At 44.4% G+C, this 14547-nt stretch carries 16 protein-coding genes; 11 read left to right on the plus strand and 5 right to left on the minus strand.

All coding sequences use genetic code 11. The features are described 5' to 3' along the window. The first annotated feature begins 16 nt into the window (after positions 1 to 16). Complete coding sequence (gene fumC, locus ACSX1A_RS16875) at positions 17 to 1411, plus strand: class II fumarate hydratase (protein WP_439880815.1); 1395 nt, start codon at positions 17 to 19, stop codon at positions 1409 to 1411. 58 nt (positions 1412 to 1469) lie between these two features. Here the strand turns inward: fumC and ACSX1A_RS16880 are convergent, their stop codons facing one another. After that, complete coding sequence (locus tag ACSX1A_RS16880; protein WP_439880816.1) at positions 1470 to 2930, minus strand: alpha/beta hydrolase family protein; 1461 nt, start codon at positions 2928 to 2930, stop codon at positions 1470 to 1472. A gap of 325 nt (positions 2931 to 3255) precedes the next feature. On the opposite strand from ACSX1A_RS16880, the gene ACSX1A_RS16885 reads away from it, so the two are divergent. From ACSX1A_RS16885 to ACSX1A_RS16895, 3 genes are all read left to right on the plus strand, one after another. Next, positions 3256 to 4260 (plus strand): hypothetical protein, encoded by a 1005-nt coding sequence (locus tag ACSX1A_RS16885; RefSeq protein ID WP_439880817.1) that lies wholly within the window; start codon positions 3256 to 3258, stop codon positions 4258 to 4260. Between the two features lie 35 nt (positions 4261 to 4295). After that, on the plus strand, positions 4296 to 4709 hold the full coding sequence (locus tag ACSX1A_RS16890) for a hypothetical protein (protein ID WP_439880818.1): 414 nt from the start codon (positions 4296 to 4298) through the stop codon (positions 4707 to 4709). 293 nt (positions 4710 to 5002) lie between these two features. Further along, positions 5003 to 5779: an SDR family NAD(P)-dependent oxidoreductase gene (locus tag ACSX1A_RS16895; protein ID WP_439880819.1), complete on the plus strand. Its 777-nt coding sequence runs from the start codon at positions 5003 to 5005 to the stop codon at positions 5777 to 5779. A gap of 207 nt (positions 5780 to 5986) precedes the next feature. Here the strand turns inward: ACSX1A_RS16895 and ACSX1A_RS16900 are convergent, their stop codons facing one another. Beyond that, positions 5987 to 6727, minus strand: a complete 741-nt coding sequence (locus ACSX1A_RS16900) for an SDR family oxidoreductase (protein WP_439880820.1) — start codon at positions 6725 to 6727, stop codon at positions 5987 to 5989. 230 nt (positions 6728 to 6957) lie between these two features. Here ACSX1A_RS16900 and rlmF point away from each other — a divergent pair, with 230 nt between their 5' ends. From rlmF to ACSX1A_RS16915, 3 genes are all read left to right on the plus strand, one after another. After that, complete coding sequence (rlmF, locus tag ACSX1A_RS16905; protein WP_439880821.1) at positions 6958 to 7923, plus strand: 23S rRNA (adenine(1618)-N(6))-methyltransferase RlmF; 966 nt, start codon at positions 6958 to 6960, stop codon at positions 7921 to 7923. An 88-nt stretch (positions 7924 to 8011) separates the two neighbouring features. Beyond that, positions 8012 to 8410 (plus strand): methionine-R-sulfoxide reductase, encoded by a 399-nt coding sequence (locus ACSX1A_RS16910; protein WP_439880822.1) that lies wholly within the window; start codon positions 8012 to 8014, stop codon positions 8408 to 8410. Between the two features lie 46 nt (positions 8411 to 8456). Then, entirely contained in the window at positions 8457 to 8765 is a 309-nt protein-coding gene (locus ACSX1A_RS16915) for a peptide-methionine (R)-S-oxide reductase (protein ID WP_439880823.1), read from the plus strand. On the opposite strand, the gene ACSX1A_RS16920 is transcribed toward ACSX1A_RS16915, so the two are convergent. The 3 genes from ACSX1A_RS16920 to ACSX1A_RS16930 all read right to left on the minus strand — a co-directional run bounded on the left by ACSX1A_RS16920 (position 8762) and on the right by ACSX1A_RS16930 (position 11218). Beyond that, complete coding sequence (locus tag ACSX1A_RS16920) at positions 8762 to 9703, minus strand: hypothetical protein (RefSeq protein ID WP_439880824.1); 942 nt, start codon at positions 9701 to 9703, stop codon at positions 8762 to 8764. The two genes, ACSX1A_RS16915 and ACSX1A_RS16920, sit on opposite strands and share 4 nt — an antisense overlap. A gap of 151 nt (positions 9704 to 9854) precedes the next feature. Beyond that, a complete protein-coding gene (locus ACSX1A_RS16925; RefSeq protein ID WP_439880825.1) occupies positions 9855 to 10451 on the minus strand; it encodes a hypothetical protein in 597 nt (198 codons plus the stop codon). 44 nt (positions 10452 to 10495) lie between these two features. After that, the gene (locus tag ACSX1A_RS16930) at positions 10496 to 11218 is read right to left on the minus strand and encodes a hypothetical protein (protein WP_439880826.1); all 723 of its coding nucleotides are present in this window, start codon (positions 11216 to 11218) and stop codon (positions 10496 to 10498) included. 224 nt (positions 11219 to 11442) lie between these two features. Here ACSX1A_RS16930 and ACSX1A_RS16935 point away from each other — a divergent pair, with 224 nt between their 5' ends. From ACSX1A_RS16935 to ACSX1A_RS16950, 4 genes are all read left to right on the plus strand, one after another. After that, positions 11443 to 12981, plus strand: coding sequence for a hypothetical protein (locus tag ACSX1A_RS16935; RefSeq protein WP_439880827.1), 1539 nt, complete (start codon positions 11443 to 11445; stop codon positions 12979 to 12981). 107 nt (positions 12982 to 13088) lie between these two features. Next, a complete protein-coding gene (locus ACSX1A_RS16940) occupies positions 13089 to 13466 on the plus strand; it encodes a diacylglycerol kinase family protein (protein ID WP_439880828.1) in 378 nt (125 codons plus the stop codon). A 142-nt stretch (positions 13467 to 13608) separates the two neighbouring features. Continuing rightward, positions 13609 to 14001, plus strand: coding sequence for a DUF6970 domain-containing protein (locus ACSX1A_RS16945; RefSeq protein WP_439880829.1), 393 nt, complete (start codon positions 13609 to 13611; stop codon positions 13999 to 14001). A 5-nt stretch (positions 14002 to 14006) separates the two neighbouring features. After that, on the plus strand, positions 14007 to 14483 hold the full coding sequence (locus ACSX1A_RS16950) for a DinB family protein (protein ID WP_439880830.1): 477 nt from the start codon (positions 14007 to 14009) through the stop codon (positions 14481 to 14483). The last annotated feature ends 64 nt before the right edge of the window (positions 14484 to 14547 follow it).

Genomic DNA, 14547 nt, shown 5'->3' on the forward strand with positions numbered 1-14547 from the left:
CCAAACATAAAACTAGATGCAAGTTCGCGTAGAGAAAGATACCATGGGACCTGTAGAGGTACCTGCAGACAAATACTGGGGCGCCCAGACACAGCGCTCAAAAGAGAACTTTACGATTGGTGGCCAGCGTATGCCGCAGGAGGTAATTGAGGCCTTTGCCATACTTAAGAAATCTGCGGCGCAGGCTAATGCTGAGTTAGGTGTGCTGTCGCAGGACAAAGCAGAGATCATCTCTAAAGTATGCGACGAGATACTGGAAGGAAAGCTGAACGACCAGTTCCCGCTGGTAGTATGGCAGACAGGTTCTGGCACGCAGTCTAACATGAACGTGAACGAGGTAGTAGCTAACCGTGCACATGTACTGCTTGGCGGCGACCTGATGGATGAGAAAAAGAAGATCCACCCAAATGACGATGTAAACAAATCGCAATCGTCTAACGATACGTTCCCGACAGCTATGCACATTGCCGCTTACAAGAAAGTGGTGGAGCACACGCTGCCAATGGTAAAAAAACTGCACGATACGCTGAAGGCGAAGTCGGAGGAGTTTATGGATGTAGTGAAGATCGGACGTACGCACCTGATGGACGCTACACCGCTGACACTAGGCCAGGAGCTTTCCGGTTACGTGAAGCAGCTGGAGTATGGCATGAAGGCACTAGAGAACACACTTGATCACCTGAAAGACCTTGCGCTAGGTGGTTCTGCAGTTGGTACAGGCCTAAACACGCCTGCTGGATACGATGTGCTGGTAGCTAAAAAGATCTCTCAGTATGCTGGTCATGAGTTCCGTACGGCTCCTAATAAATTTGAAGCGCTTGCCGCACACGATGCCATGGTAGAGACTTCTGGCGCCTTAAAGCAGCTAGCAGTTAGCCTGATGAAGATTGCCAATGATATTCGATTGCTGGCTTCCGGTCCGCGTTCCGGTATCGCTGAGATCATGATCCCGGAGAACGAGCCGGGTTCTTCCATCATGCCGGGTAAAGTAAACCCAACACAAGCCGAGGCTATGACCATGGTTTGCGCACAGGTAGTTGGTAACGATGTAGCGATCTCTGTAGGAGGCATGAACGGCCATTTCGAGCTGAACGTGTTTAAGCCGGTGATGATCTACAACCTGCTGATGAGTGCTCAGCTGATCGGCGACGCCTGCGACTCTTTTGATAAGCACTGCGCCGTTGGTATTGAGCCAAACAGAGAGCGTATCAAGCACAACCTGGAGAACTCGCTAATGCTGGTAACTGCGCTTAACCCACACATTGGTTACGACAACGCCGCCAAAATCGCGAAGAAGGCTCACAAAGAAGGTACTACGCTTCGTCAGGCAGCCATCGAACTTGGCCTGCTAACCAACGAGCAGTACGACGAGTGGGTGAAGCCAGAAGATATGATCGGCAGCTTGAAATAGTAACTTTATACTTTAATAGAAAAAGGAAAAGCAGCTCCGCAAGGGGCTGCTTTTTTGTTTACTTATTTCTAGGTGCCTTGCTTGCCTTTGTTGTTTTCTTGTACATAACCTGGCTCTCCAGCCAATCTCCTATGGATTTCAAAGCTTCAGGAGCAAAGGTTTCTTCTAAAATATAGGGTTCATCATATGTGCCTGTGACAGAAGTTTGCATAAAGTGATTCATCTTCGGAAGTATAATTTCTGTAAAGTTATTATTGCCTCCTGCAAGCAATCCTTTTTTAATGGCTGAAAAATTTGATTCTGCAGGCGCTTGAGAATCCTTAGCTCCACTTATGGCTAAAACAGGAACCTTAATATTTCTCAGGTAAGGCTTCGGATCAAAATGTAGGTGGTGGAAGTGCCATGGATTCAGATACGGAGCAACGTAGATGTCGCTGTAATCAGCATCAGAACCCGTCTCCTCTTTAAACCATTTGTTAAAGTTAACTCTTGAAGTAGCACTATCAGGAGCTGCAGCAATTATTTCATATGCCTTATCTTGAAACTTTACATCCTGGTTACTCTCTATCTTCTCTTCTGATAATCCCCTGGCTTTTAACAACGCGCGATGCGTTGCCTTACTTAGTTCTACTCCATTTAACCCTACTGCTGCCATTAACACAACACCGGCAACAGCAGGATCCTCGGCCGCTACAATCTGTGTCATGAGTGTACCTTCGCTATGGCCAATCACATATACATCTTTTACTTTCACTCTTTTATCTGTACGGAGAGCTTTTACTGCCGCCGCTGCATCTCTGGCAAAGTCTTCCGTAAAGTTCCCCCCAAAAGTACCGGATGATTCGCCTACACCGCGCTCGTCGTAACGAAGAACTGCAAATCTACGCTTCGTCAGTTCATCAGCCAACACTAAAAATGTTTTGTGGTAAAATTGTTCGCTGTCGCGGTTATGTGGCCCTGAGCCAGAAACCAATACAACACCCGGTAATTCTTTCTTTTCTTTAGGAGCAGTGATGGTACCACGAAGGATTACTCCTTCATCTCCTCCTTTAAACTCAGCAGGAAGTACAGCGTAAGGAAATGGCGCATGTGGAGTTTGTGGACGACTCGGTAGAATAGTGCTAATGTTCACAGGCTTAAGGGTTAAAGGAGCATTAATACCTACTGAAGGCACAGCTAAAGTACCGCTGATTTCTTCTTTTTGTTTATTGTATAATGCTGCATAGATATAGCTCGCCATGTGATCTCTAAAACTTACCCATATGCTATCTCCTACTACCTTAATGCGATCTGCCTGTAAGTCATGCATTCCTGAAGAAGGTAAAGAAACAAGTACTTTTGTTTTTTCTCCCTCTGTTGCACTGAAGTTGAATAAACTTTGGTGTGCTGTTGCTCCTCCAAAATTAAGCTCGCCTGCCCAGGCGCCTTTTGGCAGTTGCTGTCCAAAAGAGACAAAAGAATGAAGCAGTAAGAAGGTTATCGAATGAATCTTCAATAATTTCTGTAAATGTGTTTTCATAGGAAGAAGTTTGCTATATATAAACATAACTATATTAATTATAAATAGCAAACAGTCTTCATACCCCCTGGTGGGGTATCTACATATTCGATAGTGTGTGCTAACAGTGCCTACTTAACTCCATACCGCAAGTTTAGCGTCAGCGCAACTTGTGGAGATACTTACTGGCCAGTTTGTAACTGGCGTTTATCATAACTATACTTTCGCAAGTTGAAAACTTGCTGCCATACTTCCCCACATTTACCGCTTCGCTCAAACTTGCGGGATTATGAGAGATTATGAAAACGCTTTACTATATTACTACTCCTAAACACTGAATCCCGCTATGAACCAGCTTGTTTACGCCATAACCTTTATACTTTCATCAACCCTTATACTTTCCTGCTCCCAAGGAGAAGCTAAACAGGAAGCCATAGCTATTGAGTCCGAAGAAGCTATTCAGGCAAGCCAGCCTGTTACCAACGCACACAGCGAAGTGAACCGGGAAAAACTGGCAAATGAATGCGAAGCATATTATGAAGAGTGGGAAAAACTGAATGCTGAAAAAGCAGATTACTTCGAGAAGAACATACTTGCCAAAGCCCTGGCTAACCCAGAGTTGCCGGAGAAAAACCGAAAATTCCTACTCGACCTGAAGGAATACCTGCGCCAATCAGATATTGATAAAAGTGGCAAGCTAGTACCACAGCAACTCCTTTTTCCTGTGTTTAAGCTGAACGAAGGAGAGTTAGGCATCATAGGATTTCCGCAATACGATACCAAAGATGAGACCTTTACAGATATTTCAGCAGAGCGCAAACAGCTGAAGAGCCACAACATCTCAACAACTGCAGATCCGCATACCGAAAAAAATCTTGTTTACCACAAACAGATGGCTGATTCGCTTTTCAGGCACTTAGATAGTTCAGTTTATACTTTTACAGCGCAGAAGTCGGTAAAAACGCAGCTACAAAACTTCGCAACCTACACCGGAGAATGCCTGGAGTATTATAATTACCTCCTGGATACAAAACCATTTAATAGTAATGACCGCATCTTATTTGGCAGTAAGTATAACATTGAGTTAACCTTCAGGAATTATCCTGAGATTGACGTGGCTCTGAAAAGTCAGCTTAAGCCCGAGTGCGCTGATTGCCCTTCCAGCTTTGAGCTAGAGAAAACCTTTGCATCGCTTAAGGGAGTAGACGGTTTGTACTTTAACTACGCTGATACTTTTCCGCTGAATAACAAACTGGAGACCCCATCCAGAGGGCTTGTGATGAAGATGGGAGACAAGATCGTTTACCTGTGGCATGATGAAGTAGACCTGATCGGGTGTAGCTGTATTTAAATTTTATATGAGTTTATCTAACATTCTTTGAAATTATGATCAGCACAAAGCTTTTAATGACTGCTACTGCCATTGTTATGGGGGTTACTGGTCTGGCACTTTCCTTTTTCCCGCAAGAAATAGCAGAAAGCATGAACGGCACTGCACCAGCCAATGCTATTGTTATGCAGGTATTAGGTGCTGTATATTTCGGTTTTGCCACGACAAACTGGATGGCAAAGGCAAATTTGATTGGTGGAATCTATGGCCGGCCCATTGCACTCGGAAATTTTGCACATTTTATGATAGCAGCACTGGCCCTGGTGAAATTATCTTTCAAAGCGCCAACTGATCTATCCCTGCTGGCAATCACCATCACCTATTCCATATTTGCTCTGTTGTTCGGTTATTTAGTATTCACACATCCTGCTGCCGAATTAAAACAAAGAAAAGCTGCTACTGGAAACTAATTTATCTTTCTAAACTCGAACAACGCACTGTTATTTCCATGTCGCAAGTTTAGCGTGAGCGTAACTTGCTGCTATTATTGAGGCCGGTTTGTAAAGGCGTAAATACCCAAACATTATATCCGCCTTTGCAAACTGGCCCTATACCCAACCACCAGTTACCGCTGCGCTCAAACTGGCGGTATAATAAGTACAGAGTAAGCTGTCGTGCAACCATCATCTTAGGTACGTAGTACGCTTAAGGTATATGTTTCAAGCGAAATGCGCTGAAGCTATTATAACCTATACCTGCTGCTATGGACAAACTACAAGGTAAAGTCGCACTGATTACCGGCTCTGACTCCGGCATTGGCCAGGCCACTGCGATAGAATATGCAAAAGAAGGAGCAGACATAGTTATCTGCTACCATACAGACAGAGAAGGTGCTGAAAAAACACTTCTCCAGGTAGAAAAACAAAACAGGAAAGCTATCGTGCTACAGGTGGATATAAGCGATGAGCAGCAGGTAGAACAACTGTTTGAGCAGGCGCTTAAGAATTTAGGCACCATCGATATACTTGTGAATAATGCCGCAGTTAATGGTTCGGGCATTCGTGTGGCTGATATGAGTACCGAGGTTTTTGACCGCACTATCAAAACCAACTTATATGGTACTTTCTTCTGCTCCCGCGCTTTTATCAGGCACAGAAAACAACAGGGTGGTAAAGGCAAAATCATTAACATATCCTCGGTGCACGAAGAAATTGTTTCGGCAGGCACGGCAGATTACTGCGCCTCAAAGGCTGGCATTCGTAACCTTGCACGCACCATGGCCCTGGAACTGGCTGAAGACGGCATCAACGTAAACAACATTTGCCCGGGCATGATCCTGACGCCCATGAACCAGGAAGCCGTGGAAGATAAAAAGGCTCGTGAAGAAAGTGAAAGACACATCCCTATGAAACGAGCAGGTAAGCCAGAAGAAATTGCAAAAGTAGCTGTTTTCCTGGCTTCTTCAGATGCTGACTACGTTACAGGCTCTAGTTACTTTATGGATGGAGGGCTATCTCATAACGTAGGCCAGGGAGCTTAAAGCGTTCTTAACAAAAAGTTACTGCTTCCCTGAAGGCTTCCCCAATACCGCAAGTTTAGCGTAAGCGTAACTTGTGGTTATAGTTTCAGGCCAGTTTGTAACTGGCGATTATCATAACTATACTTTCGCAAGTTGAAAACTTGCTTCCATACTTCCCCACAAGTTTCCGCTCCGCTCAAACTTGCGGGATAATAGTGAGGCTAAAACCTACTGCTTCCCAGAAGGCTTCAGCAAAATTTCATTCACATTGGCGCGGTTGGGCAATGTGAGGGCGTAAATTATGGAATTTGCAATATCTTCAGGTTCAAGCTTTGGCTCATCTTTGCCCCAGTCCATGTCGTTGAGCAGTTCCTTATCGGTTACAGCCTCACGCAGGTCTGTGTTCACAGTACCTGGTTCTATGGTGGTGATGCGAATGTTGAAGTCCGGGGACAGTTCCATGCGCAGCCCTTCAGACAGCGCGATGACAGCGGCTTTGGTAGCACCGTACACAGCGCCACCACGGTACATCACACGTCCGTCAATAGACGCCATGTTCACAATGTGGCCGCTCTTGTTTTTGGTCATGGTGGGCAGCACAGCATACACCGTTTTCAGGATACCCTTCAGGTTTACGTCAACCATCTTCTCCCACTCGTCCAGGTGGCGGTTTTTCATGTAGGAGAGGGGCATCAGTCCGGCATCATTTACCAGTATATCGATGGTGCCATACGTGTCGAGGGCTATTTGGGCCATAGCTTCTACCTGGTTCAGGTCCGTTACATCCGTGGCGGCAACAATGGCCTCCCCGCCGTTAGCTTCTATTTCTTTTTTTACCTCCTCCAGGTCATCTGCGTGTCGGGCAGCCAGTACTACCCTGGCACCTGCTTCAGCTAGTGCTTTGGCTGTGGCTTTACCTATTCCTTCTGATGCGCCGGTTACAATGGCTACTTTATTTTTGAGCTTCATAATTTACCAGTTAAATGAAGTTTTCTATACTTGCCAATGATGCAGGGGGTTACTTATGCTGCAAAAACCACTTTATACTAACTGAAGTTTTAAGGTAATGGAAGAAAACCGGAGCAGCCAGCGCAGAAATTATCTAATTTTGGAACGGCTAAGCCAAAAGCATGGCTTTGCACGTTTAAAAACTAAGATTTCCTGGCACTTCGCTAGTTTAGGCTTGTGCCCTACTTTGTATGTCACTTAAAAAGAAATCGCACCCAAAAGAAAAAGCTGGTTTGCACCCCAGAAACAGGCACCGTGAACGCTACGATTTCAAGCAGCTTGTTAAAAGTTGCCCGGAACTGAAGCCGTTTGTCACCATAAATGCTTACAATGATGCATCCGTAAACTTCTTTGATCCTGAAGCGGTAAAGATGCTCAACAAAGCCCTGCTAGTGCATTTCTACGACATCTCCAAGTGGGACATCCCTCAAAACTACTTAACCCCGCCCATTCCCGGCAGAGCAGACTATATTCATCACGTAGCAGATTTACTGGCGGCTTCAAACAAAGGCAGGATTCCGACTGGGAGCAAAATAAAATGCCTGGATATTGGCACCGGCGCCAGTTGCATTTACCCGATCATAGGGCACAAAACGTATGGCTGGGCTTTTGTCGGTTCAGATATAGACCCTGTCTCCGTTAAATCGGCCAATAAGATAGTTGAATCAAACCCTGCTTTGAAGGGGAGTGTGGATTTACGGCTGCAGCACGAGCCCAAGAATATCTTTCACGGGATCATCAGGAAAGAAGAGCATTTTGATCTGACTATTTGCAACCCTCCCTTCCATAGCTCCTTGGAAGAGGCCCAGGCAGGAACCATGCGTAAATTAAAAAACCTCCAGCAAAAGAAACCTGCCAAGCTTACACTCAATTTTGGTGGCCAGAATGCTGAGCTGTGGTGTAAGGGGGGAGAGGCTACATTTGTGGAGAACATGGTAAAAGAAAGTATGCAATTCGCCGCATCCTGCTTTTGGTTTACAACACTGATCTCCAAAGCTGCTAACCTGAAACGCGTTCTCTATGCTGTAGAAAAAGCAGGTGCTACAGATGTAAAAACCATTGAAATGAGCCAAGGGAATAAAGTAAGTCGTATCGTAGCCTGGACTTTCCTGACGCAGGAGCAGCAGCGCACATGGAAAGAAGCGAAATGGGTTTAGAAAAAGTATGAATTGCTAAAACACTTATATGCTTTCCCATGTTCTTTAAACCACACGTATAAAAAGACCAACGTAAAAACCACAAACTATGAAAATAGCGAAAGATCCATCAGAATATAATAAGCTTACACCAGAGGAAGCACGCATAATAGTTGATAAAGGCACAGAGTATCCCGGTACGGGAGAATATGAGCACAACAAGGCCGAGGGGGTATACTTGTGCAGGCGCTGCAACAATCCGCTTTATACTTCAGAATATAAGTTTGAGTCGCACTGCGGCTGGCCAAGTTTTGACGATGAGATAACTGGCGCGGTAAAGCGTATACCAGACGCTGACGGAAGGCGTACAGAAATCGTTTGCGCCAATTGTGGGGCACACCTGGGGCACGTGTTCGAGGGGGAATACCTTACGCCAAAGAACGTTCGCCACTGTGTAAACTCACTATCGATGAAGTTTGTGCCTGTGGATGAACTGGAAAAGCAATAACTAATTGCATGGCAGTTGTGGAAGCACAGCTGTCATGCTGTTTTCAATGGTTCGAAATCAGAAGATAAATACCTCAAATCAAGCTCAGGAGCAGGGGGTTTACAGCTGCTCACGTTGTGGCAACTCATTGTTCCAGGCCAGCACCAAATTCGAAATAGGCTCTGGTTTCCCAAGCTTTTGGGCACAGATTGGGGAGCATGTGCTGCACAACCCACTGGATACGTATGGCCGGGATAGAATTCAGTTGCTTTGCAGCCAGTGCAAGCAGCACCTGGGCCATTTGTTTAAAGATGCCAGAACACCTACTAATGTTCGCTACTGCATTAATGCAGGGGCAATAAAGCATGAAGTTTAGTTACTGCTTTGTATTTGCCTGGAGTGGTATAAGCTTCTAAAAAACGCAGGAGCCAACAATCGTAAAGCTATTTTAGCTTCGTAGTCGTGGCCGTTCATATAGTCCTTCCTGTTTATTTTCGACTCTGTCCAGGTAAACTTATCGGGTGTGTATCCCGGGCTACTCGCTTTAACAATTATTTTATTCGATAGCATATCCTGCGTTACATTCAGGTTTATAGTATAGGCAGCAGGGCTTTTACCTTTTTTACTGCTGTAATTAGGATAATAGTTAAACACCGTGTATTTGTTTGGGTCTTTGCCTGCGGTACGTAGCTGCTCAAGCACAATTGAGTTATTTATGATCCGGATAATGCCTTCGCGTTGTCGTTTGTTAAACCCTTTATCAAAGTTGATGCTGTCTATGGACATGGTAATGATGCCGGGTTCATCGCTGTTGGATGGTTGCAGAAAACTAGTAGTAGCAATTACATTTTTGAGAGGACCTGTCAAAACACTGTCACTGTAAAACTGTTCGTTGTGTTGCAGAAACAGCTTTTCAGGTGAAAAAAGTTTTAGCTCATTATACTTATCCTCTTGCACGTCACCTTTTATCTTGCCAATGCCGCTGTTGGGGCGTAAGTATAACTGGTAGTAAACTCCGGCTTTTCCGTTAAGATTCAGCGTATCCAGTGAGGCAACTAAGGTGTGGTTATACTTCCGATAACGCTTTCCGGCAGTAGTGTCTATTTTAAAAGCTTGTTTTTCTTCCTCAAAGGTCTTTATCCTCTTCACATAGATTTTATTCACCTTCTGAAACTGCTCCTCATACTTTTCGCCAGCTGTGTTGGTAAATTCAAACTTATCAATGGTTACAGGCCGTTTGTATAGCTCATTTCTGCAGGATTGGATACCTAAACCAAGCACCAGCGCTAGGGCAATTATAAGTAGCTGTTTCATAGATTTTTTTTAGGAATAGATTAAACTAACTAAATTCTTAGTTAAAACGCAACGCTTGTAGTACATATTTTAAATCAAGTAGTTACCTAAAACAGGTGCAAAGTGCTTGCCAGCAAAGCCAGCAGGCACTTTGCACCTGTTTCAGAATGTCTTATTGCCACGAGTTGAGCACCATAACTGTAGCCACGGCCGCCACTACCGTAAAAGCGCCTATACCAATTCCTGCACCGGCTGCCGCTTTGCCCAGTTTCCTTTTCTTGGCCCGGTCTTCATAGCCTCTCACGTAATCAGGATTAGACAGGTAGTTGATGTCAGACACAGGATGGTTAGCCGCTTTTGGGCGCACCAGCCCAATAGCCACTGACCCTGCCAAACCATAAGGGAAAATAAAGCTACTCGCAGCAGACCCCCACATAGCTCCTTTTCCTTTGTAGAGCAACTCGGCATCTTTTCTGCCTATCTCATACATTTGCTCTGGTGTATTAGGCATCATAACGCTTTGCTGGCCTATTGCTTCTGCAATTATCTCTTTGCTGCCATTAGCAAACCGTATCATAAAAACATCTGCCTTTGGTATCAGGTAGAGCTTACCTGTTAGCGAGTCCGGGTGCTGATAGGTGATCTCAGATACTTTGATCTCCACAACATGGGCCAGGATCTCCTCCCCATTCAATTTGATAATTTTATCTTGGGCAAAAGCGCTTTGCAAAAGCACCAGAAACAGGACGAGCAACATACTTTTTTTCATAACATGTGTCCTTAGAATAGTTTACTGATTGATATGAAATGCAATTATCTGCGGGAATTAAACCCAAACAGCACACTGAAACGGCCTCCGTCTTTTGAAGGGGCAAAGGCAAAGTTTACCGGAAAGTTTACGCCCTGGCTCTGAAAGTTAGTGCCTGCAGCCAACACCAAGCCAGCTCCACCTAATGATAAGTTAGGCCCTACACCAAACTCAAACCCCTTAGCGCCTCTGATGCCAATTAAAGCACTTAGGCTTGGCAGAAACTTGCCCTGCTCTAAACCACCAATCAAGGGTACAAATTCAAACAACCCGGACACCCCATTATCAAGCGTAAAAACCCTGGTTTCGAACTGCCAGCCAAACTGCGTCATGAAATTGTTCACGTCAGTATTAAACTCCTCATTAATATTATCGCTGTACCGCTGGCTAAGCACAGTAAACCCAATCCTAGGCCCCGATAGCTTCAAGTTCTTCTGCTCATTACCATACCCAACCTGGTTGCCATAATTCCCCTGTGCGCTAGTAGCAGGAGCCTGGTTAAACACCTCTTTTGTGCCATTCTCATACTTTATCATGAACACATCCTGCTTAGCTATAGTGAAAATAGGTCCTTCCTGGTTATCAAAGCGTTTATACTTGATAACATCCAGTCCGATTTCCTGAACTTTCACCTGAATTTCGTCGCCATTACGCTTTAAAAGCAGATCCTGGGCCTGGCTCATCAAGCATGTAAATAGGGCCAGGCAAGAGAGTATGAGTCTTTTCATTGCAGATTTTTAAATTATGATAATTTAACGATTATATTGAATCAAAAGTAATAGACATAAAACAGGTTATAAAGCCACATATACGCCTTTAAGGACTTTTTAAACCTAATTAAAAAATATATATTACTGATTTTAAATTATTTACATATTATAATTCAGACTTTTAAAGTTATTAATTATTTTGCGATGGTGTTAACCAGCATTAAAATGTAACCGCTTTAAGTATGGATGATCTGAAAATTACGCTCGACACGCTTTCAGAGGATGACAAGCGGGAACTTGCCATATTTATTAAGCGCAATAAAAAGAAGAGGCAGCGGAAGGACCTGGAGCTTTTCCAGTTGTTACAACAGCAGCATACTTATACAGCTGAACAACTTATAAACCGCCTTTATCCGGATGCACCAAATCCTGTAGCGTATTATGCCCTCCGGAAACGGCTACTGCGGCACCTTTCCGATTTTATTTTGCTCAAGCGCACCACAGAAGACATTACGGCAGCCTCTTCTATTATGGGAATGCTTTCTCTGGCAAACTACCTTTTTGATGCGCGGGTAGACAGACTGGCGTGGGCCCACTTGCGCAAGGCAGAAAAGCTGGCACAATCTAACGAGCAGTACGACCTGCTAAATGCTGTTTATAACCTACAGATAGAAAAAGCAGACAGTGAGTTTGCTGACCAGCTGGAGTTGATCATTGACAAGCGAAACCAGAATAAAATAATTGCCGATGAGGATGAAAGAGCCAATATTGCCAATAGCATCATAAACCAGAGGCTTCATGCTGTGCGCCAACAGGGTAGCGATCTGAATTTTGATAAGATCATTCAGGAGGTGCTGAGTGCATATGATCTTTCAGAAGCCGTAAATAAACGCCCGTCGTTGCTTTACAAGCTGATGTCTATAGCCCGTAGCGCCATACTTGCCCGAAAAGATTTCCTTTCTTTTGAACCATACATCATCAACCAATACCAGGAAGCAGAGCAACATTATGGGTTTAAAAAAGCACACTACCACTACAAACTCAGCCTGCTTTACATGATCGCGCACGTGCTGTACCGGAATAAGAAGTTTAACAAGTCAATGCATTACCTGGGCCTCCTGAATGAAGGAATGAGTAAGGAAGGTAAAATACATTACGCTGCATTTTATCCGCGCTATATTTTTCTGATGGTAGCCAACCTGGTATTTCTGCACCGTAACGAGGAAGCTATTGCTTTAATGGAATACTTACTGTACAAAAGTAAGCTTACCCTCGGCACCAAAGATCAACTTACTGCACAAATGGGCCTGAGCTTTAACTATTTTGCACAGGGAGCTTATTCAAAAGCTAACAGAGTACTGATGAGTATAAAGCGGTCTGACAAGTGGTGCGAAGGCAAAATGGGGCGGGAGTGGGTACTGAAGAAGAACCTCGGTGAGCTGATCCTTCAGTATGAATTAAATAACGAAGACCTGGCCCTGAATAAGATCCGGGCATTTGAACGTACTTTTGGAGATCTTCTGCGGGAGCCTGCTTACAAAAATGTTAAACACTACCTGCAGTTAATAAAGCTTATGCTCGATCAGCCTGAGGCAATAGAAAAGCCTGCATTTGTGCAGCACGTGGAAAACACCCTTGAATTTACCTCCTTTGAAAGTACTGATATTCAGGCGATGAGTTTCTATGCCTGGTTAAAAGCAAAAATGCAGCGTAGGCCCTACTATACTGTACTACTGGAGCTGGCCAACAGCGCCTGGGAGAATAGCCTGCAAAATGAGTAAATCCAAAGTAATTTGCAGACATTATAACGAGTAACGAAAGATAGAAAAGGCTTTATCATTAACTTAGTATAGTTACTCATAGTAAACCTCTACAAAACGAAAATACCTTGCGCACATATTTCAAGAAACGTTACAATAGCTTCCGGTTTGCCTTTAAGGGAATAAATTCTGCCATCAGATCAGAGCCGCACATGCGCATCCATATTTTGTCGGCGGTGGCAGTGGTCATAGCCGGTTTTGCCTTTAACATAACCAGAATGGAATGGTGCCTGTTAGTGGGTAGTATGGGATTAGTTATAACAGCCGAAATCATCAACACAGCCATTGAGACCCTTACTAACCTAGTGTCTCCGGAAATTAATCCTCTGGCTGGAAAAGCTAAAGATCTGGCCGCCGGCGCTGTATTAATTGCCGCTCTCACAGCCGCAGTAGTAGGCGCTGTTGTGTTTCTGCCTTACCTGTTGGCTTACACCAGATTTGATTAAGTTTAGAAAACGTCTCTATAAAAGCTACCACAAACTGTAGTAAGCCGGAAAAGAAGCTCTTAAAGTAACTACAAACCCGGTGTTGCAACCTGCAATTCAATAGAATTATTTACCTTTGCGCCTTATACTTAAAATAGCTTCTATGCTTAGAGCAACGTTTATAGCAAAGGCGATTCTTGTGCTGCTGGTAATATTTACTGCTGCCTGCAAGCCTGGTGCTTCACAACAAGTATCTGATGCCGCAACTGAAAGAGCTCAGCTTGCTCCGTGGCTGAACAAACTGATCAATGAGTTACAGCAGGAAGAACCTGCTAACCCACCTGCTAAGATATACCGTTATACTTATAAGGAACAGGAAGTATATTACCTGACAGGGCGCTGCTGCGATATACCCAGCAAACTGTACGATGCGCAAGGAAACGTGCTGTGCGAACCGGATGGAGGTATTACTGGAAGGGGAGACGGCCGCTGCCCCGATTTTTTTGAGAGGCGGCAGAATGAAACTTTAATTTGGGAAGATAAACGAGAACGATAAGTAAAATGACTGGTAACGACGTACTAAAAAATCTGTCAGAATATAACATTTGGGCAAATCAGACAATGCTGGATGTATTTTCAGGTTTGCCAAGCATACCAAACAACGCGGCACGCTTGTTCAGCCATGCACTCAACGCACAGGCCATTTGGATTGCACGCATCACCGGTACACAAAGCCCGGTTAAAGTATGGGAGGAGCACAACCTGGCACGACTTAAAGAACTGCACAAGAATGCATCTTATAAGCTTGCTGAAATAGTAGCGAATGCTGACGAAGCTGAGTTCAACCGCCTGATAGACTATACTAACAGCCAGGGCAACAAGTACAGTACACGCGTGCTCGACATCCTGACACATGCTTTTAACCACGCTACCTACCATAGGGCACAGGTTGCCACAGACCTGCGTAAAAATGGACACACACCACCTAACACAGATTACGTGACTTATGTGCGTGAACTGATGGGCCAGGTATATTAGTTTTAAACTATAAAGCATTAAACACAAAAGGCTTCCTGTAACAGGAAGCCTTTTGTGTTTGTAA

The sequence above is a fragment of the Pontibacter sp. MBLB2868 genome (assembly GCF_051904785.1).
Classification (GTDB): domain Bacteria; phylum Bacteroidota; class Bacteroidia; order Cytophagales; family Hymenobacteraceae; genus Pontibacter.

Excerpts from the sequence above, each read along its gene's own strand:
- fumC (WP_439880815.1), top strand. The coding sequence starts at position 17 with ATGCAAGTTCGCGTAGAGAAAGATACCATGGGACCTGTAGAGGTACCT.
- ACSX1A_RS16880 (WP_439880816.1), bottom strand. The coding sequence starts at position 2,930 with ATGAAAACACATTTACAGAAATTATTGAAGATTCATTCGATAACCTTC.
- ACSX1A_RS16885 (WP_439880817.1), top strand. The coding sequence starts at position 3,256 with ATGAACCAGCTTGTTTACGCCATAACCTTTATACTTTCATCAACCCTT.
- ACSX1A_RS16890 (WP_439880818.1), top strand. The coding sequence starts at position 4,296 with ATGATCAGCACAAAGCTTTTAATGACTGCTACTGCCATTGTTATGGGG.
- ACSX1A_RS16895 (WP_439880819.1), top strand. The coding sequence starts at position 5,003 with ATGGACAAACTACAAGGTAAAGTCGCACTGATTACCGGCTCTGACTCC.
- ACSX1A_RS16900 (WP_439880820.1), bottom strand. The coding sequence starts at position 6,727 with ATGAAGCTCAAAAATAAAGTAGCCATTGTAACCGGCGCATCAGAAGGA.
- rlmF (WP_439880821.1), top strand. The coding sequence starts at position 6,958 with ATGTCACTTAAAAAGAAATCGCACCCAAAAGAAAAAGCTGGTTTGCAC.
- ACSX1A_RS16910 (WP_439880822.1), top strand. The coding sequence starts at position 8,012 with ATGAAAATAGCGAAAGATCCATCAGAATATAATAAGCTTACACCAGAG.
- ACSX1A_RS16915 (WP_439880823.1), top strand. The coding sequence starts at position 8,457 with ATGGTTCGAAATCAGAAGATAAATACCTCAAATCAAGCTCAGGAGCAG.
- ACSX1A_RS16920 (WP_439880824.1), bottom strand. The coding sequence starts at position 9,703 with ATGAAACAGCTACTTATAATTGCCCTAGCGCTGGTGCTTGGTTTAGGT.
- ACSX1A_RS16925 (WP_439880825.1), bottom strand. The coding sequence starts at position 10,451 with ATGAAAAAAAGTATGTTGCTCGTCCTGTTTCTGGTGCTTTTGCAAAGC.
- ACSX1A_RS16930 (WP_439880826.1), bottom strand. The coding sequence starts at position 11,218 with ATGAAAAGACTCATACTCTCTTGCCTGGCCCTATTTACATGCTTGATG.
- ACSX1A_RS16935 (WP_439880827.1), top strand. The coding sequence starts at position 11,443 with ATGGATGATCTGAAAATTACGCTCGACACGCTTTCAGAGGATGACAAG.
- ACSX1A_RS16945 (WP_439880829.1), top strand. The coding sequence starts at position 13,609 with ATGCTTAGAGCAACGTTTATAGCAAAGGCGATTCTTGTGCTGCTGGTA.
- ACSX1A_RS16950 (WP_439880830.1), top strand. The coding sequence starts at position 14,007 with ATGACTGGTAACGACGTACTAAAAAATCTGTCAGAATATAACATTTGG.